The organism is Pseudomonas sp. NPDC086278 (assembly GCF_050280905.1).
Taxonomy (GTDB): Bacteria; Pseudomonadota; Gammaproteobacteria; order Pseudomonadales; family Pseudomonadaceae; genus Aquipseudomonas.
Genome location: NZ_JBNNWE010000014.1, coordinates 1 through 19,477, shown reverse-complemented (window position 1 = coordinate 19,477; position 19,477 = coordinate 1). Strand labels below are relative to the sequence as shown.

Annotated in this window: 21 protein-coding genes; 8 read left to right on the top strand and 13 right to left on the bottom strand. The window is 61.8% G+C overall.

Annotated features, from left to right (window positions below):
• Nucleotides 1–47: 47 nt before the first annotated feature.
• The 9 genes from ACQKP4_RS06635 to ACQKP4_RS06595 all read right to left on the bottom strand — a co-directional run bounded on the left by ACQKP4_RS06635 (nucleotide 48) and on the right by ACQKP4_RS06595 (nucleotide 7,430).
• Entirely contained in the window at nucleotides 48–950 is a 903-nt protein-coding gene (locus ACQKP4_RS06635) for a metal ABC transporter substrate-binding protein (protein WP_427631528.1), read from the bottom strand.
• Nucleotides 951–1,850 carry a metal ABC transporter permease gene (locus ACQKP4_RS06630; protein WP_427631526.1) on the bottom strand — a complete coding sequence of 300 codons (900 nt, stop codon included), beginning with the start codon at nucleotides 1,848–1,850 and terminating at the stop codon, nucleotides 951–953. It abuts the gene before it with no gap.
• Nucleotides 1,850–2,695, bottom strand: a complete 846-nt coding sequence (locus ACQKP4_RS06625; protein ID WP_427631525.1) for a metal ABC transporter ATP-binding protein — start codon at nucleotides 2,693–2,695, stop codon at nucleotides 1,850–1,852. Before ACQKP4_RS06625 ends, ACQKP4_RS06630 begins: the two co-directional genes overlap by 1 nt.
• Nucleotides 2,692–3,636 (bottom strand): metal ABC transporter substrate-binding protein, encoded by a 945-nt coding sequence (locus tag ACQKP4_RS06620; RefSeq protein ID WP_427631523.1) that lies wholly within the window; start codon nucleotides 3,634–3,636, stop codon nucleotides 2,692–2,694. The genes ACQKP4_RS06625 and ACQKP4_RS06620 overlap by 4 nt, the downstream gene beginning before the upstream one ends.
• A gap of 35 nt (nucleotides 3,637–3,671) precedes the next feature.
• Nucleotides 3,672–4,244: a DUF6162 family protein gene (locus ACQKP4_RS06615; protein ID WP_427631521.1), complete on the bottom strand. Its 573-nt coding sequence runs from the start codon at nucleotides 4,242–4,244 to the stop codon at nucleotides 3,672–3,674.
• Complete coding sequence (locus ACQKP4_RS06610; RefSeq protein WP_427631519.1) at nucleotides 4,241–4,570, bottom strand: hypothetical protein; 330 nt, start codon at nucleotides 4,568–4,570, stop codon at nucleotides 4,241–4,243. The genes ACQKP4_RS06615 and ACQKP4_RS06610 overlap by 4 nt, the downstream gene beginning before the upstream one ends.
• The gene (locus tag ACQKP4_RS06605) at nucleotides 4,567–5,109 is read right to left on the bottom strand and encodes a thiamine pyrophosphate-binding protein (protein WP_427631518.1); all 543 of its coding nucleotides are present in this window, start codon (nucleotides 5,107–5,109) and stop codon (nucleotides 4,567–4,569) included. Before ACQKP4_RS06605 ends, ACQKP4_RS06610 begins: the two co-directional genes overlap by 4 nt.
• Nucleotides 5,106–6,308 (bottom strand): PepSY-associated TM helix domain-containing protein, encoded by a 1,203-nt coding sequence (locus tag ACQKP4_RS06600; protein WP_427631516.1) that lies wholly within the window; start codon nucleotides 6,306–6,308, stop codon nucleotides 5,106–5,108. Before ACQKP4_RS06600 ends, ACQKP4_RS06605 begins: the two co-directional genes overlap by 4 nt.
• Nucleotides 6,309–6,971: 663 nt before the next feature.
• Nucleotides 6,972–7,430 carry a VOC family protein gene (locus ACQKP4_RS06595; protein WP_427631514.1) on the bottom strand — a complete coding sequence of 153 codons (459 nt, stop codon included), beginning with the start codon at nucleotides 7,428–7,430 and terminating at the stop codon, nucleotides 6,972–6,974.
• A gap of 247 nt (nucleotides 7,431–7,677) precedes the next feature.
• Between ACQKP4_RS06595 and ACQKP4_RS06590 the strand changes: the two genes are divergently transcribed.
• The 4 genes from ACQKP4_RS06590 (at nucleotide 7,678) to ACQKP4_RS06575 (ending at nucleotide 11,021) form a co-directional block, all read left to right on the top strand.
• Nucleotides 7,678–8,892 carry an SfnB family sulfur acquisition oxidoreductase gene (locus tag ACQKP4_RS06590; RefSeq protein ID WP_427631512.1) on the top strand — a complete coding sequence of 405 codons (1,215 nt, stop codon included), beginning with the start codon at nucleotides 7,678–7,680 and terminating at the stop codon, nucleotides 8,890–8,892.
• Nucleotides 8,893–8,894: 2 nt separating this feature from the next.
• Complete coding sequence (locus tag ACQKP4_RS06585; protein ID WP_427631510.1) at nucleotides 8,895–9,560, top strand: methionine ABC transporter permease; 666 nt, start codon at nucleotides 8,895–8,897, stop codon at nucleotides 9,558–9,560.
• Between the two features lie 76 nt (nucleotides 9,561–9,636).
• Entirely contained in the window at nucleotides 9,637–10,407 is a 771-nt protein-coding gene (locus tag ACQKP4_RS06580) for a MetQ/NlpA family ABC transporter substrate-binding protein (protein WP_427631508.1), read from the top strand.
• Between the two features lie 248 nt (nucleotides 10,408–10,655).
• The gene (locus tag ACQKP4_RS06575) at nucleotides 10,656–11,021 is read left to right on the top strand and encodes an antibiotic biosynthesis monooxygenase (RefSeq protein ID WP_427631507.1); all 366 of its coding nucleotides are present in this window, start codon (nucleotides 10,656–10,658) and stop codon (nucleotides 11,019–11,021) included.
• On the opposite strand, the gene ACQKP4_RS06570 is transcribed toward ACQKP4_RS06575, so the two are convergent.
• From ACQKP4_RS06570 to msuE, 4 genes are all read right to left on the bottom strand, one after another.
• Complete coding sequence (locus ACQKP4_RS06570) at nucleotides 11,018–12,121, bottom strand: sigma-54 interaction domain-containing protein (RefSeq protein ID WP_427631505.1); 1,104 nt, start codon at nucleotides 12,119–12,121, stop codon at nucleotides 11,018–11,020. The genes ACQKP4_RS06575 and ACQKP4_RS06570 overlap by 4 nt on opposite strands.
• Before the next feature lie 24 nt (nucleotides 12,122–12,145).
• The gene (locus ACQKP4_RS06565; protein WP_427631503.1) at nucleotides 12,146–13,333 is read right to left on the bottom strand and encodes an acyl-CoA dehydrogenase family protein; all 1,188 of its coding nucleotides are present in this window, start codon (nucleotides 13,331–13,333) and stop codon (nucleotides 12,146–12,148) included.
• A gap of 137 nt (nucleotides 13,334–13,470) precedes the next feature.
• A complete protein-coding gene (gene ssuD / locus ACQKP4_RS06560) occupies nucleotides 13,471–14,616 on the bottom strand; it encodes an FMNH2-dependent alkanesulfonate monooxygenase (protein WP_427631501.1) in 1,146 nt (381 codons plus the stop codon).
• Between the two features lie 10 nt (nucleotides 14,617–14,626).
• Entirely contained in the window at nucleotides 14,627–15,190 is a 564-nt protein-coding gene (gene msuE, locus ACQKP4_RS06555) for an FMN reductase (protein WP_427631500.1), read from the bottom strand.
• A 406-nt stretch (nucleotides 15,191–15,596) separates the two neighbouring features.
• Between msuE and ACQKP4_RS06550 the strand changes: the two genes are divergently transcribed.
• From ACQKP4_RS06550 to ACQKP4_RS06535, 4 genes are all read left to right on the top strand, one after another.
• Nucleotides 15,597–15,866, top strand: a complete 270-nt coding sequence (locus ACQKP4_RS06550; protein WP_427631498.1) for a hypothetical protein — start codon at nucleotides 15,597–15,599, stop codon at nucleotides 15,864–15,866.
• A gap of 96 nt (nucleotides 15,867–15,962) precedes the next feature.
• Nucleotides 15,963–16,577, top strand: coding sequence for a LysE family translocator (locus ACQKP4_RS06545; RefSeq protein ID WP_427631496.1), 615 nt, complete (start codon nucleotides 15,963–15,965; stop codon nucleotides 16,575–16,577).
• Between the two features lie 204 nt (nucleotides 16,578–16,781).
• Entirely contained in the window at nucleotides 16,782–17,939 is a 1,158-nt protein-coding gene (locus ACQKP4_RS06540; RefSeq protein ID WP_427631494.1) for an aminotransferase class V-fold PLP-dependent enzyme, read from the top strand.
• Between the two features lie 65 nt (nucleotides 17,940–18,004).
• Nucleotides 18,005–19,477: M24B family metallopeptidase (locus ACQKP4_RS06535; RefSeq protein ID WP_427631492.1), on the top strand; the 1,473-nt coding region annotated here is incomplete at its 3' end.

Sequence of the window (19,477 nt, the reverse complement as noted above, 5' to 3'; positions counted from 1 at the left end):
TGGAAGCGGGCTTGCTCGCGAAGAACGGTAACGCGGTCCAACTGACGTTACGTCCCGCTCAACCCCTTGATCAGCACATCCACATTCCCTTCCAGCTCGGCCACCGGGTCCGCGCCATCCACGCTCAGCACCACCAACCGGCTGCCGGACTCGGTGATGGCGGCTTTCACCGCTTCCGAAGGCTGTCGATGATGCAACACCACCGCCACGTCGTTATCTTTCAACGTCGCCGTCAGTTGCTTCAGTGCCTCAGGTGTCCACTCGGCATCCGGGCGCGCGTCGACACCGATCAATTCCAGATTGAGCCCGCCAATCAAGTACCCGAAGTGATCGCTAAGGCTCATGACGCTGAGATTGTCGGCACTGGCCAACCGCGCTTCACTGTCGGCACTGAGCTTGAGCAGTCGCTGTTTCAACGCCGCCAGGTTCGCCTCGATCTTCGGTTGCGCGTCAGGCGCCAGGCGCACCAGATCCGCCGCCATCACATCGGCCATCCGGCCCATGTTGTTACTGGAAAACCACGGCTGGCTGTTCAAGCCATCGACCTTGTTGCCCGGTTGCACCGCGATGCCTGGCAGGGCGCCGTCCACCGGGCGCGCGGCGTCGACTTCGACGATGCGAATGTTGCTGCGACGGGAGATCGGGTACAGCGGATCATCGGCCCACAGCGAGCGCAGACCAATCACCGCGTCGGCGTCGGTCGCCAGTTGGGCCAGCGCCGGCGCGCCACGCCCGGTGAAATAGGCCGTCTGACGGCTGCCGGGCAGGTTCGCCGGCGCGGCCCTTTCAAGGTTGACGTTTGTCCCCTTGAGCAAGACTTCGCCCAGCCCGTAAGTGATCGGCAAGGACGCCAGCACGTGCAACGGTTTGGCGCTGTCGGCGGCGAAGGTGGTGTTGACTGCCCCGCACAGGGCGACGGCGAGAGTCAGTTGACGCAGAGAAAATGACATTTATCCGAGGTTCCCTTTCAGGCTGGGGACGACACCGCGCGCAATCGCGGCGAGGGCGAAGGCAATACCCGCCACGAGAATGATCGCGGCACCGGACGGAATCGGCAGGTCGAAGACAATCGGCGCCAGGATCCCGCACAGCGTACTGACCGTGGCGATCAACACCGAGCACCAGAAAAACCCCTTCAGCGACTGGCTGAGCAAACGTGCCGCTGCGGCCGGAATCACCAGCAGCGCACCGACCAGAATCGCGCCGATGACTTTTACCGCCGCCACGGTGATCAGCGTCACCAGAATCACGAACAGGTAATCCAGGGTCTTCACCGCGACGCCACGCACCGCCGCCAATTGCGGGTTGAAACTGGCGAGCATGATGCGGTTGTACAGCGGCAAGGCCAGCGCCATCACCAGCGAACCGACGATGGCCAACACCAGCAGGTCATTGCCGTTTACCGTCAGCACCGAACCGAACAGTACGTTCTCCAGAATGTGCACGTTGACCTTGCCCGCCAGAATCAGCAGCAGGCTCGCGCCCAATGCCAACGACACCGAGAGGAATACACCGATCAACGTGTCCGGCGCCAGGCCGGTCCGGTTACGCAGGTAGTTCAGCAGAATCCCGAACAGCAGGCAGTAACCGAACAGGCTGCCGTAAGGCCCGGTGTACGGTTCGCCGAGCAGAATGCCGATGGCCACGCCGGTCAGTGCCGCGTGCCCGACCGCTTCGGAGAAGAACGCGAAGCGTTTGACCACCACCAGTGTGCCCAAGCCACCGAGCACCGGGCCGATCAGCAAACCGGCGAGCAGCGCGTTGACCACAAATCCATAGGCCAGCGCCTCGGGCAGGTAACCCGACGACGCCCAGCCCTGAACCATCAGCCGAAAGGCTTCGTAACTCATCAGGCAGCGCTCCGTGGATGGGTGGAGAACAGGGTCAGCAAGCGCTCCGGGGTCAGCGCTTCTTTCGGCGTGGCATCGAACAACACGCGGCGATTGAGCCCGGTGACCTTGTCCGCCAGACGCCCGACAGCCTCCAGGTCATGCTCGATCCACAGCACGGTGATGCCGCTCTGGCGCCAGTCGCCAAGCAAGCGCTCGAACACCTGAATGCCAGCCTCATCGAGGGCCGACATCGGTTCATCGAGCACCAGCAATTGCGGCGCCGGGATCAGTCCCTGGGCAAGCAATACGCGCTGGCGTTCGCCGCCAGACAGCGCACCCATGCGGCGCTTGCGTTTGTCCTGCATGCCGACCCGCTCCAGCGCCTCGCCAATCGCCGCCGCGTAATGCTTGCTCAACCCGAGGAACGCCGGGCGGCGCTGGCACATCGCGGCCATGAAATCATCGACGGTCATCGGCAAGCCGCGATCGAATTCCAATGCTTGCGGCACGTAGCCGGTGGTGCCGGGTTCGCCGGGCCATTGCAGGCTCAGGCGACCCCGGTGTGGCATCTGCCCGAGCAGGGTTTTGATCAACGAGCTTTTGCCGCCGCCATTGGGGCCGACCAGTGCATGCACGTTGCCGGGTTGAACCTGGAACGTTACGTCGTCGAGGATCGTCGTGCGGCCCAGCGTCAGGCTGACTTGCGCGAAATCCAGCGTCGGCCCCGAAACCTGTGGGAGTGAGCTTGCTCGCGATTGCGCCGGGTCAGTCAATATTGATGGCGACTGGCACTCCGTTTTCGCGAGCAAGTCCGCTCCTACAGCGGACTGGGTTTCGCTGGTAATTGTTTCTTTGGCGGTCATGAGCCTGACTCCTGAATGGCCCGGACCACGGTGTTGAGGTTGCCGGTCATTTCTTTTTCGTACTTGTCGGCGGTGTATTCGCCGTAGGAAATGTGCGACAGCGGGTAGAGCTTGACCCCGGATTCACGCTGGATGGTTTCCACGTAGGTCGACGGGAAATCCATCTCCGAGAAGATCACTTTCACGTCCAGTTCGCGCAGTTGATCGATGGTCTTTTTCAACTGGCTGGGACTTGGCTCGATGCCGTGTGCCGGCTCGACCACGGCAGTGACTTCGAGGCCGAATTCGCGCAACAGGTAATCGTACGCCGCGTGCACGGTGGCCACGCGCAGCTCGGCGTTCGGCGCCTGGGTCAGTTTCGCCAGGGCGTCGGCGCGCATCTTGCGCAGGCGTTTGCCGTAGGCGCGGGCATTCTCGGTGTAGGTCTTGGCGTTGGCCGGGTCGAGCTTGCCCAGTTCACGGGCAATGTTGTTGACCTGGGCAATCGAGGCGCTGATCGACAGGAAGGTATGCGGGTTGACGACTTTGCCGGCACCGCGCGCGGCGGTGCCGGTGGCGGCCAGCAAAGGCACGTTTTCGTTGGCTTCGATCACCGGGATGTTCGGCGTTTCGCTGGCGGCGATCATGCGGTCGGCGAAGTCGTCATGCCCGACGCCGTTGAGCACGATCACATCGAGCCCGCTGATGCGCTTGATGTCTTCGGCGCGGGGCTCGTAGGCGTGCGGGTTGAAACCGGCCGGAATCAGCGGCACTACGTCAGCCTTGTCGCCGACGATATTGGCGACATAGCTGTAATACGGGTGCAGGGTGATGCCGATGCGCAGGCGCTTGGCGTCGTCGGCAGTGGCCAGCGGCGTCAGCAGCAAGGCCAGCAGGCCGACCAGCAGAGGGCGCAGGAATGTTCCACTTTTCAGTAAACGGCGGTGAGATGAAATGGGCATGGGAAAGCGGTCTTCTCTCGGGTGAAGGCGAGGGGTCAGTGCCGGTGCTGGCGGGTCACGCCGGCATCGAATTGCGCGACGATCTGTTGCCAGCCGGCGCTTTCGAGCGCGGCGTCGCTCAGGTCGGACGGGGCCTTGAGGCCTGCGGCGCGGTTGAGCCAGATGTCGGGCGCGTCGTCGTCAGCGGTCAGCCGCATCAGGAACGAACCAGCCACGGCGGGCGTCTGGCTCTGACCGAAATACGCCTTGGCGTCGAGCAACTGCCAGGCATGCGCGCCACGGCTGACCGAACTGGCGTCCTGGGCAAACGGCGCAAAGCCTTCTTCGGCGAGGGCTTCGGGTGACGGCAGGTTTTGTTGTTCCTGGCGCAACAGGTGGATTTCATCCAGCGTCACGCGCAAATCGGCGTAGATGCCTTGCTCGGACGCGCTGAGGTCGCGGCGGGCATCGAGTTGATGAGTGCCAATGCTGCTGACTTCCTGGGACTCGTGGCGCCAGGCGACCACCGAGCCTGCGACCGCGAGGATCATCAGGCACAACAGCAACACGTAGAGGGTTTCATGGCCGGCACCGGCCGGGCGGACGACTTGCGTGGTGGGCGTACTCATGGGGCCTGGATGTCCGCTTGGTCGATCTCGACCACGTGGCCGGGACCGGCATCGAACAGCACGTAGAATTCGGCGCCGGGTTTTTTGAAGGTCATTTTGGAGTCGGTGCCGAGCTTGCCCGGCACCAGAATGGTTTCGTCGTAGCCGATCACGTCCAGGGTCACGCCCGGCGCGCCGCTGCCGTCGGAGAAACCGCCGGTGCACTGGATCTGCTCGGCGTCGATGGCCTTGCATTCGCACATCGGATTGTGGGCCAGGGCGCTGGCGCTGAAGCCGGCGCCGAGCACCAGCAACAGCGCGTTGAGAGGGCGAAAGGTCTTGCTCATGGTTTGCCTCCTTGGGTGTTCAGCCATGCGACCGTGGCCGGGGATGCCTGGCTCAGGGGGATGGACGCCTGATGCATCGCGCCGTCCCAGCCTTCCATCGTTATCCACAGCTCGGCGTCGGGTTTGGTTTTGTCCGGGACGGGCAACATCGCGCCCATGCGGTACGGGGTGCCGAAGAAAATCACCCCGGCGGCGCGCAGGCTGCGCGGTTTGCCGATGCGCAGGTAAGTCGCCTTGACCTGATCGCCGCAGGTGTCACACAGCGCCGCGCTAAAGATTTTCATGTGGCCGGCAGGTCCATCCAGGGTCGGTGCCTCGTTGCGCAACTCGGCCAACCGCACGCTCCATGGGCCGACCTGAACCTCGCCGACTTCGCGCTCGCCCAAACCGGTATCACCGCGAAACAGCGCAGCGTCGGCGAAGTATTTGGGCATGAACCCCAGCGGCACCAGCAACAGCAGGACGTTGATGTGAAAGCGCCATTTGTGCCAGAAACGGCTCAGCGTGGAAGACGGTTTTTCAGCGGCGAACAGGCTCATTGGCTGACCTCCGGGGTTTCGCGACTGGACACTGGCGTGGCCTCGGCCGTGCGCGGACGCTTCTCTTTGCGCTTGAGGGCATTGGCGGTTGCGAGGGCGGTGCGTTTGGTCCAGATCAGCAGGCCGCTGAGGACCATCATGCTGAGGAGCAAGCCGAAGAAGAACCAGATCAGCTTGATCCAGATGCCGCCAAAATCACCGGTGTGCAGCGGGCGCATGGACTCGGTCACGACCTCCAGGCCCGTGCGGTCCGACAGCAGGCGCGTCGCGGCGATTTCGCCGGTGTACGGGTTGATGTCGGCGGTCTGGTACATCAGCGGATACCAGCTGCGCCCACCCACCGAAAGATAGCTGTAGGCATTGGCTGGCATGCTGACAAAACTCTCATCCAGGCCGGGAATACGTTCTTTGGCCTCGCGAATCGCCGTTTCCAGGCTGATCATCGGGGCCCGCGAGCCATCGGCGGTCAGCGGCACGCTTTCACGCGGGACCACGGCGGCCACCGGGGCGGTGCTGATTGAAACCTGGTTGTCGAACATGAACGCCTGAATCAGGAACCAGGTGCTGGTGATGGAAATCACCGCGATGAACCAGATCGACCAGATGCCGCTGAGGCGATGGAAGTCGCCCCAGAAAATCCGCGCGCCGTGCCGAATGCGCAAAGTGGGGCGCAGGAAGCCTTTCCAAAAGCGCTTGTACACCACCAGCCCGGTTACCAGGGACGCCAGTAACGGCAGGCTGAGGAACGACACCAGGTACCAGCCCCAGCTGTAGCCGTTAGTGAAGGGCACCAGCCACCAGCCATGCAACGCACGGGTAAAGGCCTTGAAGTTGAATTGCGGGGCGGTGCCCTGAATGACGCCGCTGTACGGATTGACATACACGGTGACAGAGCGGCCATCGGGATAGCTCACGTCGACGTCGAGGGCAAAGTGCGATTCATCGGGTCGGTTGATCGCCTCGACCAGCGTAGTCGGCTCGGCTTGCCGGATCGCGGACAGGATCTGGTCATAGCTGAGCCGCGGGGCATCGTCCGATGGCTGGCTTGCGCGCATCTGCGGGTTGGCCAGCCAGACGATCTCCTGACTGACCACCGCCAGGGTGCCGGTCACACAGACGATCAGGACAAAAAACCAGATCGGCAGTGCCAGCCAGCTGTGGACCAGAAACCAGAGTTTTGAACGGGATTTCTTCGACATGATTAAGGTCTTGTATCGATGCGAGGGCCTCTGCTGCGGGCTTCCCAGCGTGGGGTCGATGAAAAGTGCGGCCGTGGCTTTTGCCTACGCGGTCCGACTGCATCTATATAAGACGAATGAGAATCAGGAATCCCGAACCGGCATATGAAAGTAAATGTTTCCTGTTTATCCGAAACACATCCTCCCCTGTGGGAGCGGGCTTGCTCGCGAAGGCGGTGTACCGGTCAACATTGATCCAGCTGACACACCGCCTTCGCGAGCAAGCCCGCTCCCACATTTTAGGTTTGCACCGGTTTGCGCTATATCGACAATTCCTTGAAATGCTCCTGCAAAAAACCCACAGACGCGCGCGCCCCCACGCGATTGCTCAGCAGCGGCCGTTGCCGATGGTCATTCAAGCCAGTGGCGGCCTGCGGCGGGGGGCGGACCCGGATTATTCTTTGAGGAATCCGGCAAACATGAACGTGACTCCTTGTTGTAGTTGCCTGCATCCTGAAAGTGTTCGCTGGCGACGGCAAGGCGCAAAGCGTGGTGCGCTTGTTCATGACGGATCGGTGGCGTTACCGCTGGCCCTTTCGCGAGCAAGCCCGCTCCCACTGTTGAAACGCGTTCCAATGTGGGAGCGGGCTTGCTCGCGAAGCGGCCGGTTCAGCCATGAAAATCTCAACCTTGCTGAAACATCTCCTTTGCCCGCTGCTCAATCTGCTCTTGCGTCAAATCTTCCTTGCGCGTCGCCAGAAACCACAAATGCCCGTACGGGTCCTTCAGCGTTCCTGAACGGTCGCCATAGAACTGATCCTTGACCTCGGACACCACCGTGCCCCCCGCCGCAATCGCCTGTTTGAACGATTGGTCCACATCATTCACGTACAAATGCAGGCCCACGGACGGCGAGTTGTCCGGATTGCTCAATGGCCCCTGATCGCACGGCGTGCCGAGCATGATCGGGCAATCGCCGATGCGCAGTTCGGCGTGGCCGATGCCGCCGTCCGGCATGGACAGGCGCATGACTTCGCTGGCACCGAAGGCCTTCTTGTAAAACTCGATGGCCTCGGCGGCTTTTTGAATGCCCAGATAAGGCGTGATGCTGTGATAGCCCTCTGGAATGGGTTTGACGTTCATCTCGGTTCTCCCTGCTTGTTGTTGTGCGTTAACGCCGTCGATTAACTATAGGCCAGCGACTTTTTCGACCACGCAACGCCCGACGAGCAGCAACACTGTTCAGCCATCAACAGCGAAGCAGCAGATTGCGCGGCTGATGCCGTGACACCTCCCGAAGAACAGCGCCGAACCGCCCGAAAACAGGGGGCGCGACGCTCGGCACAGAAGCTGCAATGGCTCTGTTAAACACTGCTGTCGAGACCTTCGCATGCCTGAATCTGCCGTTTATCCGATCAACCCGCCGGCCGCCCATCGGATCGCCGACGAAGCCGAAGCCTTGCGCGTGGCCGAACGCGTCGCCGCTGTGCTGCTGGAGCACGACGCCGAACGCGACCGCAGCCGACAGGTGCCCGCCGAGATCGTCGATCTCTATTCCAACAGTGGCTTGTGGGGCATCAGCGTGCCGAAGGCATTCGGTGGCGCGCAGGTGTCCTGCGCGGTGCTGGCGCAGGTGATCGCGATCATCTCGGCGGCCGACCCGTCGCTGGGGCAGATCCCGCAAAACCACTACTGCCTGCTGGAAGACATCCGTCTGCAAGGCACGCCCGAGCAGCAGGCGCACTTCTTTGGCCTGGCGTTGCAAGGGCATCGTTTTGCCAATGCCTTGTCGGAAACCGGCGGTAAAAATGTGCAGGACATTCAGGCGACTATTCGTCGTTACGGCGACGGGCATGTGATCAACGGGCGCAAGGGCTATTGCACCGGTTCGCTCTACGCTCACTGGCTGGCGGTGCTGGCGCTGGATGAAGAACAGAAGGGCCAATTGGCCTTTGTCGAGCGCGGCAGCCCCGGGCTGGTGATCGTCGACGACTGGGACAGCATCGGCCAGCGCACCACGTCCAGCGGCACGGTGCTGGCCGAGGACTTGCAGGTCGCGGCGTTCAATGTGTTCCCCACTTATCGTTCGTACGAAAGCCCGACCCTCGCCGGCCCGTTTGCGCAACTGACCACTGCTGCCATCGACGCCGGCATCGCTCGCGCGGCGTTGCGCGACACCATCGCCTTCGTCCAGCACTTCGCGCGGCCATGGATCGATGCCGGTGTGGAAAAGGCCAGCGAGGACCCGCTGACCATCATCCAGGTCGGCGCTCTGGAGATTCGCCTCGAAGCTGCCGAAGCCTTGCTGGAACGTGCCGGTCGGGCGCTGGATGCGGCGCGTCCGGCACCTGACGAAGACAATGTCGCCCAGGCGTCCCTGGCGGTGGCCAAAGCCAAAGTGCTGACCACCGAAATCGCCATCGAAGCCACCAACAAACTGTTCGAACTCGGCGGCACCCGCTCGACGCTCAAGAAGCACAACTTCGACCGTCACTGGCGCAACGCCCGGGTTCACACCTTGCACGACCCGGTGCGCTGGAAATATCACGTGGTCGGCAACTGGCTGCTCAACGGCGTCAAGCCGCCACGCCACGACTGGTCCTGATCATGGCCGAATGGTTCAAAAACATTTATTGGGCGGATATCGCCCAGGCCTGTCTCGACACCCTGAGCATGCTCGGCGCCGCGCTCGGTTTTACCGTGTTGCTGGGTTTGCCGCTGGGCGTGATGCTGTTCCTCACCGGCAAGCGCCAGTTGCATGAAGCCATCGGCATCTACCGGGTGTTGTCGGTGATCGTGAACATGCTGCGTTCGCTGCCGTTCATCATTTTGCTGATCGTGTTGATTCCGCTGACCACGCTGCTGGTCGGCACTTCGCTGGGCGTGCCGGGAACCATCCCGCCCTTGGTGGTGGGCTGCACGCCGTTCTTCGCGCGGCTGGTGGAAACCGCGTTGCGCGAAGTTGATCGCGGGGTGGTGGAGGCGACTCAGGCAATGGGCGGCACCACGTGGCAAATCATCCGCCACACCTTGTTGCCGGAAGCCCGTGGCGGTTTGCTCGCGGCGGTCACGGTGACCGCCATCGTGCTGGTGGACTACACGGCGATGGCCGGCGTGATCGGCGGCGGCGGGCTGGGTGATCTGGCGATCCGCTACGGCTATCAGCGGTTCCAGACGGACGTGATGGTGGTCACCGTGGTGCTGCTGCTGATTCTTGTCCAGGCCCTGCAAATGACCGGTGACCGCCTGGTGGCGCGTTACAGCCGACGTTAAGCAATCGAGTTTTTTCAAAACAATCAGGCCCCACGTCCGCCCCACGACGGCCACGTAATCTGCCTAGGAGCACAGCATGAAAAAGACCCTGGCCATTCTGGCTGCCGTTATCTCGTTGAGCGTGCACGCCAACGAAAAACTCGTCGTCGGTGCCACGCCGGTGCCGCACGCGGAGATTCTCGAATTCGTCAAACCGGTGCTGGCCAAGGAAGGCGTGGACCTGGACATCAAAGTCTTCACCGACTTCATCCAGCCCAACCAGCAACTGGCGTTGAAGAACCTCGACGCCAACTACTACCAGTACCGGCCGTTTCTCGACGATTACAACAAGACTCGCCACACCGACCTGGTGCCGGTGGTCGGCGTGCACATCGAACCGTTTGGCGCGTACTCGACCAAGATCAAAAACATCGCCGAACTGAAGGATGGCGCCACGGTGTCGATCCCCAACGACCCGGTGAACACCGGTCGCGCCTTGGTGCTGCTGCACGAAGCCGGGCTGATCAAACTCAAGGACCCCAGCAATACCCTGGCCACCCAACGGGACATTATCGAAAACCCCAAACACCTGAAAATTCGTGAGCTGGAAGGCGCGTTGCTGGCGCGGTCGGTGAGCCAGGTCGACCTGGCGTTTGTGTTCGCCAACTACGCGTTGGAAGCGGGGATCGACACCAACAGTGCGTTGATCGTCGAGAAGGGTAAGAGCCTGTACATCGAGTTTCTGGTGGCGCGGCCGGACAACATCAATGATCCGGGCATTCAGAAACTGGCCAAGGCGTTGAATTCGGATGAGGTGCGGCAGTTCATCTTGACCCGCTACAAAGGGCAGATAGCGCCGGGGTTCTGAAGCTTCATTGAATGCAGCACGCCTTCGCGAGCGAACCCGCTCCCACAGGTTTTGTGATTGAACAACACAAAACCCTGTGGGAGCGCGGCTTGCCCGCGATGGCCGCGCCGCTGTTTCGGATCTGCCCCCGATCCCAACAGCCGCGCCCCCGGCCCGCAATCTCCCTCTTGACCTCCAGTTAGCTTGAGGTTTTACCCTGCACGCCTTCGGATCAAAAGATTCGCCTTACACGTCAGTGGGGACTTTTCATGCAGGCATCAGAGAAAAATCGCAGCTTCACCCAATTGATCGAGTTCGAGATCGAACCGCATCAGCAACCGGCACTGGTGTCGGCGCTGTCGGTCCAGACCGAGCGTCTGGCCCAGGATTTCAGCGGCTTTCTGAGCGCTAGCATTCAGGTCAGCGACGACGGTCGGCGGGTGCTCAATTACCTGCAATGGCAATCGCGCGAAGCGGGGGAGGCCGCGTTCCAGCGTTTCGAAAGCGGCGAACAGGATTTCTGGCTGTTGCTCCGCGCCCATCAGGCGAAGACCGTGACGTTCGGTTCATTCCAGGTGTTGCACAGTCTGGAGCGCAGCCACGACGATGCGCTGCACTGCAACCTGACGAACTAGATCGACAGCTGCATCAAGCGCTCACCCTGCAGATTTTCGGTCGGGCGACGTTTGTTCACCGCCAGCTCGCCGATCTTGATCAGGCGGGTGCGGGTCACGTTGCGGCTCAGCCCCAGCAGCGCAGCGGTGTGCACCTGGTTGTAATGGCTGAAGCGATATGCCGCGCGTAACAGCGCGTCTTCGACTTTCTCGTGCAGCGCGCCGGCCTGTTCCTCGAAGAGCTTTTGAAAGGCCCGATCAAGCAGAGCCTGCGCCGAATCGTCGACTGGGTTGTGGTGGTCGTCTTGACGCTCGATGCGCATGTTCGACAGGCGCAAATCATCGCGCTCGATCACGCCGTTACGGCAGATCAGCAAGGTGTGGTGAATCACGTTTTCCAATTCGCGGATATTGCCCGGCCAGCTGTAGCTGCGCAGTTTCAGTTCGGCCTCTTTGCTGATGGTGACGGTGCCGTAACCGAGCCGCTGGCTGTAGGCTTCGACGAAATGCCGAGTCAGCGGCAGGATGTCGCCAGGACGATCGCGCAACGGGCTCAGTTCGAGGCTGACCACGTCGAGGCGGTAATACAGATCCTCGCGAAAGTGCCCGGCGTTGATGGCTTTTTCCAGTTGCACGTTGGTCGCCGCCAGCACGCGCACGTCGATCGGAATGCTCTTGCGCGACCCCAGCCGCACCACCTCACGCTCCTGCAACACACGCAGCAACTTGACTTGAATCGCCATCGGCAAATCGCCGATTTCATCGAGGAACAAGGTGCCGCCGTCGGCCTCTTCGAACCAGCCGGCCTTGGCACTCAAGGCACCGGTGAACGCACCTTTCTCGTGGCCGAACAGCTCAGCCTCGACCAGCGATTCGGAGAACGCGCCACAGTTCACCGCCACGAACGGCCGGTTGCGCCGGGCACTGAGGTTGTGGATATGCCGGGCCACCAACTCTTTGCCGGTGCCGGTTTCACCGATGATCAGCACGCTGGCTTCACTCGGCGCGACCTGCTGCAAATGCGCGAGCAAGGCTTGGGATTTCGGGTCCTCGAACACCTGCGCGGTGGCGCGAATCGAGGTGGCCAGGGCGGGCGAGGGCGGTAAGGTCAGCAGTTGCATGGGGTTCGCTCCATGAAGGGAAAGCTAGGAATAGAAGGTCGGAATCGGCAGGGACTGGTTCAGCGCCCAATCGCCCAGTTCATGGAGTTTGTAATCCACCGGGTCGTGCAGGGTTTGCGTGCGCAGGTTGCGCCAGTGGCGGTCGAGCCGCAGCGAGGCGTGGGTCGAGCGCGCCCCGGTCACTTCAAACAATCGGCTGCAGAGTTCGAGGCCATTGCGCGTGGCGGCGACTTTGGCGGTGGCGATGGCCGTGGCCAGGTGTCCGCGTTCTTCGGCACTGAGCGCCGGGCCTTTGGCCCAGGCCTTGTCGAGCAATTCGGCGGCGCGTTCCACCAGCAATCGAACGCCTTCAAGGGCGACCCAGAACTCGCCGTAATGGCCAAGCACGTAAGGGTCTTGACGCACATCCGAGGCGATGGATTTATGCCACGGCCGGGTTTCGGTCAGCGTGTATTGCCGTGCTTCTTCGAAAGCGCCTTCGGCAATGCCGAGGAACATGTGAGTGAAGGTCAGTTGCGCGATCAGTGGCCGCAGGCAGGCGAACGGGGTGCTCAGCGGCCCCGGGTCGAGCAGCAATTCCGACTCTTCGACCCGCACCCGTTCAAACGTGGCGCTGCCGCTGTCGGTCTGGCGCTGGCCCATGTTGTTCCAGTCGTTGTGCAACGTGATGCCACTGCGCCCGCTGGGAATCGCCGCGATCAACAGCTTGCCGCCGGCGCTTTCGTCGACCGCCGAGGCGATCAGCATTTCTGAATCGCTGGCGCCGGAGCAGAAGCTTTTCTTGCCGGAAAACTCGCGCCAGTCGCCAAGTTTTTTCACCACGGTGCGGGTGTCCAGTGGATTGAGCGCATTGCCCCAGAACCAGTTCTTGCGCGCCGTCTGTTCGAACCAGGGTTGCCATTGTTCGGGCTTGGCGAACAAGCGCACGGTGGCGAGCATCAGGTGATGGAAGCCGAAGACGTGGGCGATCGAACTGTCGACCTTGGCGAACTCGCGGACGATGGTGAGGGTTTCACTCCAACTGGCGCCGAGGCCTCCGTACTGGGTGGGAATGCTTAACGCGAGCAGGCCGCTGTGGCGCAAGGCGTCGCGTTCGGCCTTTGGCGTGCCACCGCGTTCGTCGCGTTCGACGGCGGTCAGGGCAAACTCCGCCGCCAGCTGGCGGGCGGTCTGCAAAGGGGATGGCAGTGCGTTTTGCGGTTTGGCAGGCACGCGGGATTCCTTATTGAGATCGACAGCGATCCCCCTGTGGGAGCGGGCTTGCTCGCGAAAGCGTCCGTACCGTCAACATTGATGTTGAATCTGACGGCCTCTTCGCGAGCAAGCCCGCTCCCACAGGGGAGGGCGTGTCAGGCCTTGGCTTTGGTGGGCAGCACGTCATTGGCGATCATTTCGCCGAACGGCCCGGTGAGGTTGGTGACGCCGCGGCCTGCCAGACTCGCGTACGGTTCCGGCAGCAGCGGGAACACCAGCTCGGCAAAGCGGTACGCCTCTTCCAGATGCGGATAACCGGAGAAGATGAAGCTCTCGATTCCCAGGTCCGCGTACTCCTTGATCCGCGCCGCCACTTGCTGTGGGTCGCCAACCAACGCCGTCCCGGCACCGCCGCGCACCAGGCCGACACCAGCCCACAGGTTGGGGGCAATCTCCAGATTGTCGCGACGACCGTCGTGCAACGCCGCCATGCGCCGCTGGCCTTCGGAATCGAATCGCGAGAACGACTTCTGCGCCGCCGCAATGGTCTCGTCGCTGATGTGCTCGATCAGTTTGTCCGCCGCTTTCCACGCCTCTTCGGCGGTCTCACGCACGATCACATGCAAGCGAATGCCGAACTTCACCGTGCGCCCGTGACGCGCCGCACGTTCACGGACGTCGGCCAGTTTTTCGGCCACGGCCGCCGGCGGTTCGCCCCAGGTCAGGTAGACATCCACTTGCTCGGCAGCCAGGTCATGCGCGGCATCGGACGAACCACCGAAGTACAACGGCGGATAGGGTTTCTGCACCGGTGGATACAGGGCCTTGGCGTTCTGTACGCGCAGGTGTTTACCTTCGAAATCCACCGATTCGCCTTGCAGCACACGGCGCCAGATTTTCAGGAATTCGTCGGTGACTTCGTAGCGCTCGCTGTGATCGAGGAAGCTGCCGTCGCCACGGTTTTCATCCGGGTCGCCGCCGGTCACTACGTTGATCAGCAAACGCCCGCCGGACAGTCGATCCAGGGTTGCCGCCATGCGCGCCGAGACCGTCGGCGAAATAATCCCCGGCCGGATCGCCACCAGGTAACGCAGGCGTTCGGTCAGCGGCACCAGCGCCGACGCAATCACCCACGAGTCCTCGCAGGAACGTCCGGTGGGAATCAGCACGCCGTGGTAACCGAGGCTGTCGGCGGCCTGCGCCACTTGTTTCAGGTAGTTGAGGGTCACCGGGCGTGCGCCCTGTGTGGTGCCCAGGTAATGACCGTCGCCGTGTGTCGGCAGGAACCAGAAAACATCCATGAACAAATCCTTAAGCGATTTTCAGCAGATTTTGAGGGTGCACGCCGAACAACGGCGCGGCGCGTTCTGCAGCAAGACGAATGCGGGCCTTCAAGGGCTCACTGGTTATTTGGTAATTGGAGAAGTCGGCTTCGGTGGCGTACACGCCAATCGGCAAGGTCAGGGCCTGGAAGAAACTGAACAGCGGGCGCAACTGGTGATCGAGCACCAGCGCATGCCGTTCGCTGCCCCCGGTAGCGGCCAACAGCACCGGGGTGTTGATCAGCGCGTTCAGATCAATCAAGTCGAACAAGTGCTTGAGCAGGCCAGGGTAGGAGCCGCGATACACCGGCGCGGCGACGACCAGCAGGTCGGCGCTCTCGATTGCCTGCAACTCGGCTTCTATCTCGGCGCTCAGTTCCTGGCGCGACAGCGCTGCGCCCAGTGGTCGGGCGATGTCGCCGAGTTCGATCAGCTTGGCCTCGATCGGCAACTGGCCGGCCAGCTCGGCCAACAGCGCCTGGGTCAGCACCAGCGTGCGGGACGGGCGCCAGGTGCCGCCGGAGAGGGCAACGACTTTCAATGGACGCGACATGATCAGTTCCTTTTTAAACAGTTGCTGGGGAAGCAGTGAGTTACTGCGCATTCCCCTCTTCAGCAAGAGCTGTACCAATCCCTTGGAACCCCGTATTACGGGGCTTTCGGCGTTTCTGGCCATTCGCGATGTGTGATTGGCAGCGCTGTTTGTTGAATGACTGTTGCCTGGCGAACAGTTGCGTGGGCAACAGTGCGTGAAACGGTCCGGTTGTTATAAAGGCTCTCTGTTATTCCTCAAAAGACTGTTAGTTAATATTTATAGATCATAAGGAGATATGCCTTGTCAGGCGTGCACCTCGGCGGGCGTAGTCGATAGCCACTATCGAGAGCGTTGATTTCTGCCCGACGGGGGCCGCGGGTAGCCTGTGTTCATTCCCCCGAACCCAGATGCCAGGACGCCCGACATGAAACCTCTGATCGCCACTTTCTTGATGCTCGCTGTTTCCGTACTGGCCGGTTGTGCCAGCCATGTTTCACCGGAATTGCGGCCGTACACCGCTGAAGAAAGCCAAGAATTGGCGCTGGAGGATTTGAACCGTCGCGGTTTGTCGTTCGACGAATACCACGCCAGGAAAGCCGAATTGCTTGGCCAGCCGCAGAAGGCTTACAGCTTCGACAAACACGGCGAAATGAACGCCGAGCGCACAGTGCAACTGCACGGCCGCCCAAGCTGAGACTGTACCGCTCGAAGTTTGCACAACTGTCCGTGGGTTTCCCGCCGTGCGTGGGATAGGGTCAACATCTGACTGACCCTGATGGACTGCCCCGCCATGACACTCTCGCTGGATTTGCTGTTGGGCTTTGCCCTGTTTGCACTGGTCACCTCGATTACACCCGGCCCCAACAACACCATGTTGCTGGCATCGGGGGTGAACTTCGGCTTTAACCGCACTATCCCGCACATGCTCGGCATCACCTGTGGCTTCTTTGTATTGGTGGTGGCGGTCGGCTTCGGTCTTGGCGCCGTGTTTCAAACCTACCCTCTGCTCTACACCGTGTTGCGTTACGTCGGCGCGGCGTATTTGCTGTACCTGGCTTGGAAAATCGCCCATTCCGGCCCGATGTCTGAACGCGAAGGCGGTGAAAGCCAGCCCATCAGTTATTTGAGCGCGGCGGCGTTCCAGTGGGTCAACCCCAAGGCCTGGATAATGGCCATCGGCGCCATCAGTACCTACACGCCGATGCAGGGCTACTTCACCAACGTGATCGTCATTGCGGCTGTGTTCGCCTTGATCAACTTGCCGAGCGTCAGTGTCTGGGCCGGGTGCGGTACTTTGTTGCGCAATGTGCTGAAGGATCAGCGTTGGCTGCGCCTGTTCAACTGGGGCATGGCGTTGCTGCTGGTCGCTTCGCTCTATCCGTTGCTGATCGAAAGCTTTAGCTGACGCATCGCTTCGACCGGTTGCCCGATGCCTGTTAAGCTCGCCTCCAGGAGCGTTCCTACGCACTTCCAAGTGAAGTTGTTCTTCTTTAACGGCCTCCGATCAGGTATTTCTAACGTGCTGAAATATCGGCGCAGCCCACAAGGCTGCGCGTTGGCGTTTCAGTAACGAGCCTCCTGATCCCGGAACACGCTCTGCGAGTCTTTTATGAATAAGCGTCCGCTGTATTTCGATTACGCCGCCACCACGCCGGTGGATGAGCGAGTCATCAAAGTCATGGTCGAGTGCCTGGGCTTTACCGGCAACTTCGGCAACCCGGCGTCCAGCTCCCATGCATTCGGGCAACAGGCCCGGCAATCGGTCGAGCACGCACGCCAGCAAGTCGCCGAACTGGTCGGCGCCCAGGCCGAGCAGATCGTCTGGACCTCCGGGGCCACCGAGTCCAACAACCTCGCGCTCAAAGGCGTGGCCCAGGCGCGCGGCGTGTCCGGCGGCCATATCATCACCAGCCAGATCGAGCACAAAGCAATTCTCGACACTGCCCGGCAATTGCAGGATGGCGGTGTGGCGGTGACTTACCTGGTGCCGGACACCGACGGATTGATCACCGCGCAAGCGGTCAGCGAAGCGATGCGCGAAGACACCTTTCTGGTGTCGCTGATGCTGGTCAACAACGAGTTGGGCACGGTCAACGACATCGCCGGTATCGGCGAAGTTGTGCGGGCTCGCGATGCGCTGTTCCACGTCGATGCGGCGCAAGGTGCAGGCAAGGTGGCCATCGACCTGGGCCGGTTGCCGGTGGACCTGATGTCGTTTTCGGCGCACAAGATCTACGGCCCCAAAGGCATCGGCGCGCTCTATGTCGGCCCGCGCGCGCACCAGCGTCTGCAGGCGCAGATTCACGGCGGTGGTCACGAAGGCGGCTTGCGTTCCGGCACCCTGGCGACTCACCAGATTGCGGCCATGGGCGTGGCGTTCGCGTTGGCGGCGGCTGAATTCGACGCAGAAAAAGCCAATATTGTCCGTCTGCGCCAGCGCCTGCTTGAACAGCTGTTGAGCATCCCCGGTGTTCGCCTCAACGGCAGCCCGACGCAGCGCATCCCGCACACCCTGAGCCTGACGTTCGGCGAAGGCGAATTCAATTCTGCCGCGCTGAGCCAGTCGATCGCGTTTTCCGCCACCTCGGCCTGCAATTCGGCGAGCAATGCACCGTCCCATGTGCTGTTGGCGCTGGGGCATGACGCTCGCTCGGCGAGTCGCACCATTCGCCTGAGTCTCGGCCGGTTCACCACCGAACAGGACGTCGACCAAGCGGCGCAATTGATCAAGACGGCCTGCGCCAGTGCTCCGGCATTCTGGCAATAAGGCCTGGAAGTGTCGGCATTGATCGGCACTCAACAATAATGATGAAGTGATTAGCAGGAGACATGATGAGTACGCAGCCTTCGATCAATGGATCGGTGCCCGAGCGCCTGGCGCACACCCGCGAACTGATGAGCCGCGAGGGCATTCATGCCCTGCTGGTGCCGTCGGCCGACCCGCATCTCTCGGAATACCTGCCGGGTTATTGGCAGGGACGGCAGTGGTTGTCGGGCTTCCATGGTTCAGTCGGCACGCTGATCGTGACCGCGGATTTTGCCGGTGTCTGGGCCGACAGCCGTTATTGGGAACAAGCGAGCAAAGAACTCAAGGGCAGCGGCATCGAGCTGGTCAAGCTGCAACCTGGTCAGCCGAGCCCGCTGGATTGGCTGGCCGAGCAAACCCCTGAAGGTGGCGTGGTCGCGGTGGATGGCGCGGTGATGGCTGTGGCCTCGGCGCGTTCCCTGGGCAGCAAACTCGAAGAACGCGGTGCACGTCTGCGCACCGACATCGACCTGTTGAGTGAAGTCTGGAGCGACCGTCCGACGTTGCCGAACGAGCCGATTTATCAGCATTTGCCGCCGCAGGCGACCGTCAGCCGTGGCGAAAAACTTGCCAGGCTGCGTGAGGTCTTGAAGGATCGCGGCGCCGACTGGCACTTTATCGCCACCCTCGACGACATTGCCTGGCTGTTCAACCTGCGCGGCGGTGACGTTTCGTTCAACCCGGTCTTTGTTTCTTTCGCGCTGATCAGCCAGCAACAGGCCACGCTGTTTGTGGCGCTGAGCAAGGTCGACGCCGAACTGCGTGCGGTCCTCGAACGGGACGGCGTAACCCTGCGCGATTACAGCGAAGTGGCCGCAGCCTTAGGCGCAGTGCCAAGCGGGGCGAGCCTGCAAGTCGATCCGGCACGCGTGACTGCCGGTTTGCTGGATAACCTCAACAGCGGCGTGAATCTGATCGAAGGCCTGAACCCGACGACGCTGGCCAAATCGCAGAAGAGCCTGGCCGATGCCGAGCACATTCGGCAGGCCATGGAGCAGGACGGTGCAGCGCTGTGCGAGTTTTTCGCCTGGCTGGAATCGGCCTGGGGCCGCGAGCGCATCACGGAACTGACCATCGACGAACACCTGACGGCCGCGCGTATGCGCCGTCCTGATTACGTGTCGCTGAGCTTCAATACGATTGCTGCATTCAACGCCAACGGCGCGATGCCGCATTACCACGCCACCGAAGAAGAACACGCGGTGATCGAGGGCGACGGTCTGCTGCTGATCGATTCCGGCGGCCAATACCTGGGCGGCACCACCGACATCACGCGGATGGTGCCGGTCGGGACGCCGACGGACGAGCAAAAACGTGATTGCACGCGGGTGCTCAAAGGCGTGATTGCCTTGTCCCGCGCGCAGTTCCCTCGGGGCATCTTGTCGCCGCTGCTGGACGCCATTGCTCGCGCGCCGATCTGGGCCGAAAGCGTCGACTACGGCCATGGCACCGGGCACGGCGTCGGTTATTTCCTCAACGTCCACGAAGGCCCGCAGGTC

Bases quoted from the DNA above. Each gene is read 5' to 3' on its own strand.
- ACQKP4_RS06635 (WP_427631528.1), bottom strand. From the start codon at position 950: ATGTCATTTTCTCTGCGTCAACTGACTCTCGCCGTCGCCCTGTGCGGG.
- ACQKP4_RS06630 (WP_427631526.1), bottom strand. From the start codon at position 1,850: ATGAGTTACGAAGCCTTTCGGCTGATGGTTCAGGGCTGGGCGTCGTCG.
- ACQKP4_RS06625 (WP_427631525.1), bottom strand. From the start codon at position 2,695: ATGACCGCCAAAGAAACAATTACCAGCGAAACCCAGTCCGCTGTAGGA.
- ACQKP4_RS06620 (WP_427631523.1), bottom strand. From the start codon at position 3,636: ATGCCCATTTCATCTCACCGCCGTTTACTGAAAAGTGGAACATTCCTG.
- ACQKP4_RS06615 (WP_427631521.1), bottom strand. From the start codon at position 4,244: ATGAGTACGCCCACCACGCAAGTCGTCCGCCCGGCCGGTGCCGGCCAT.
- ACQKP4_RS06610 (WP_427631519.1), bottom strand. From the start codon at position 4,570: ATGAGCAAGACCTTTCGCCCTCTCAACGCGCTGTTGCTGGTGCTCGGC.
- ACQKP4_RS06605 (WP_427631518.1), bottom strand. From the start codon at position 5,109: ATGAGCCTGTTCGCCGCTGAAAAACCGTCTTCCACGCTGAGCCGTTTC.
- ACQKP4_RS06600 (WP_427631516.1), bottom strand. From the start codon at position 6,308: ATGTCGAAGAAATCCCGTTCAAAACTCTGGTTTCTGGTCCACAGCTGG.
- ACQKP4_RS06595 (WP_427631514.1), bottom strand. From the start codon at position 7,430: ATGAACGTCAAACCCATTCCAGAGGGCTATCACAGCATCACGCCTTAT.
- ACQKP4_RS06590 (WP_427631512.1), top strand. From the start codon at position 7,678: ATGCCTGAATCTGCCGTTTATCCGATCAACCCGCCGGCCGCCCATCGG.
- ACQKP4_RS06585 (WP_427631510.1), top strand. From the start codon at position 8,895: ATGGCCGAATGGTTCAAAAACATTTATTGGGCGGATATCGCCCAGGCC.
- ACQKP4_RS06580 (WP_427631508.1), top strand. From the start codon at position 9,637: ATGAAAAAGACCCTGGCCATTCTGGCTGCCGTTATCTCGTTGAGCGTG.
- ACQKP4_RS06575 (WP_427631507.1), top strand. From the start codon at position 10,656: ATGCAGGCATCAGAGAAAAATCGCAGCTTCACCCAATTGATCGAGTTC.
- ACQKP4_RS06570 (WP_427631505.1), bottom strand. From the start codon at position 12,121: ATGCAACTGCTGACCTTACCGCCCTCGCCCGCCCTGGCCACCTCGATT.
- ssuD (WP_427631501.1), bottom strand. From the start codon at position 14,616: ATGGATGTTTTCTGGTTCCTGCCGACACACGGCGACGGTCATTACCTG.
- msuE (WP_427631500.1), bottom strand. From the start codon at position 15,190: ATGTCGCGTCCATTGAAAGTCGTTGCCCTCTCCGGCGGCACCTGGCGC.
- ACQKP4_RS06550 (WP_427631498.1), top strand. From the start codon at position 15,597: ATGAAACCTCTGATCGCCACTTTCTTGATGCTCGCTGTTTCCGTACTG.
- ACQKP4_RS06545 (WP_427631496.1), top strand. From the start codon at position 15,963: ATGACACTCTCGCTGGATTTGCTGTTGGGCTTTGCCCTGTTTGCACTG.
- ACQKP4_RS06540 (WP_427631494.1), top strand. From the start codon at position 16,782: ATGAATAAGCGTCCGCTGTATTTCGATTACGCCGCCACCACGCCGGTG.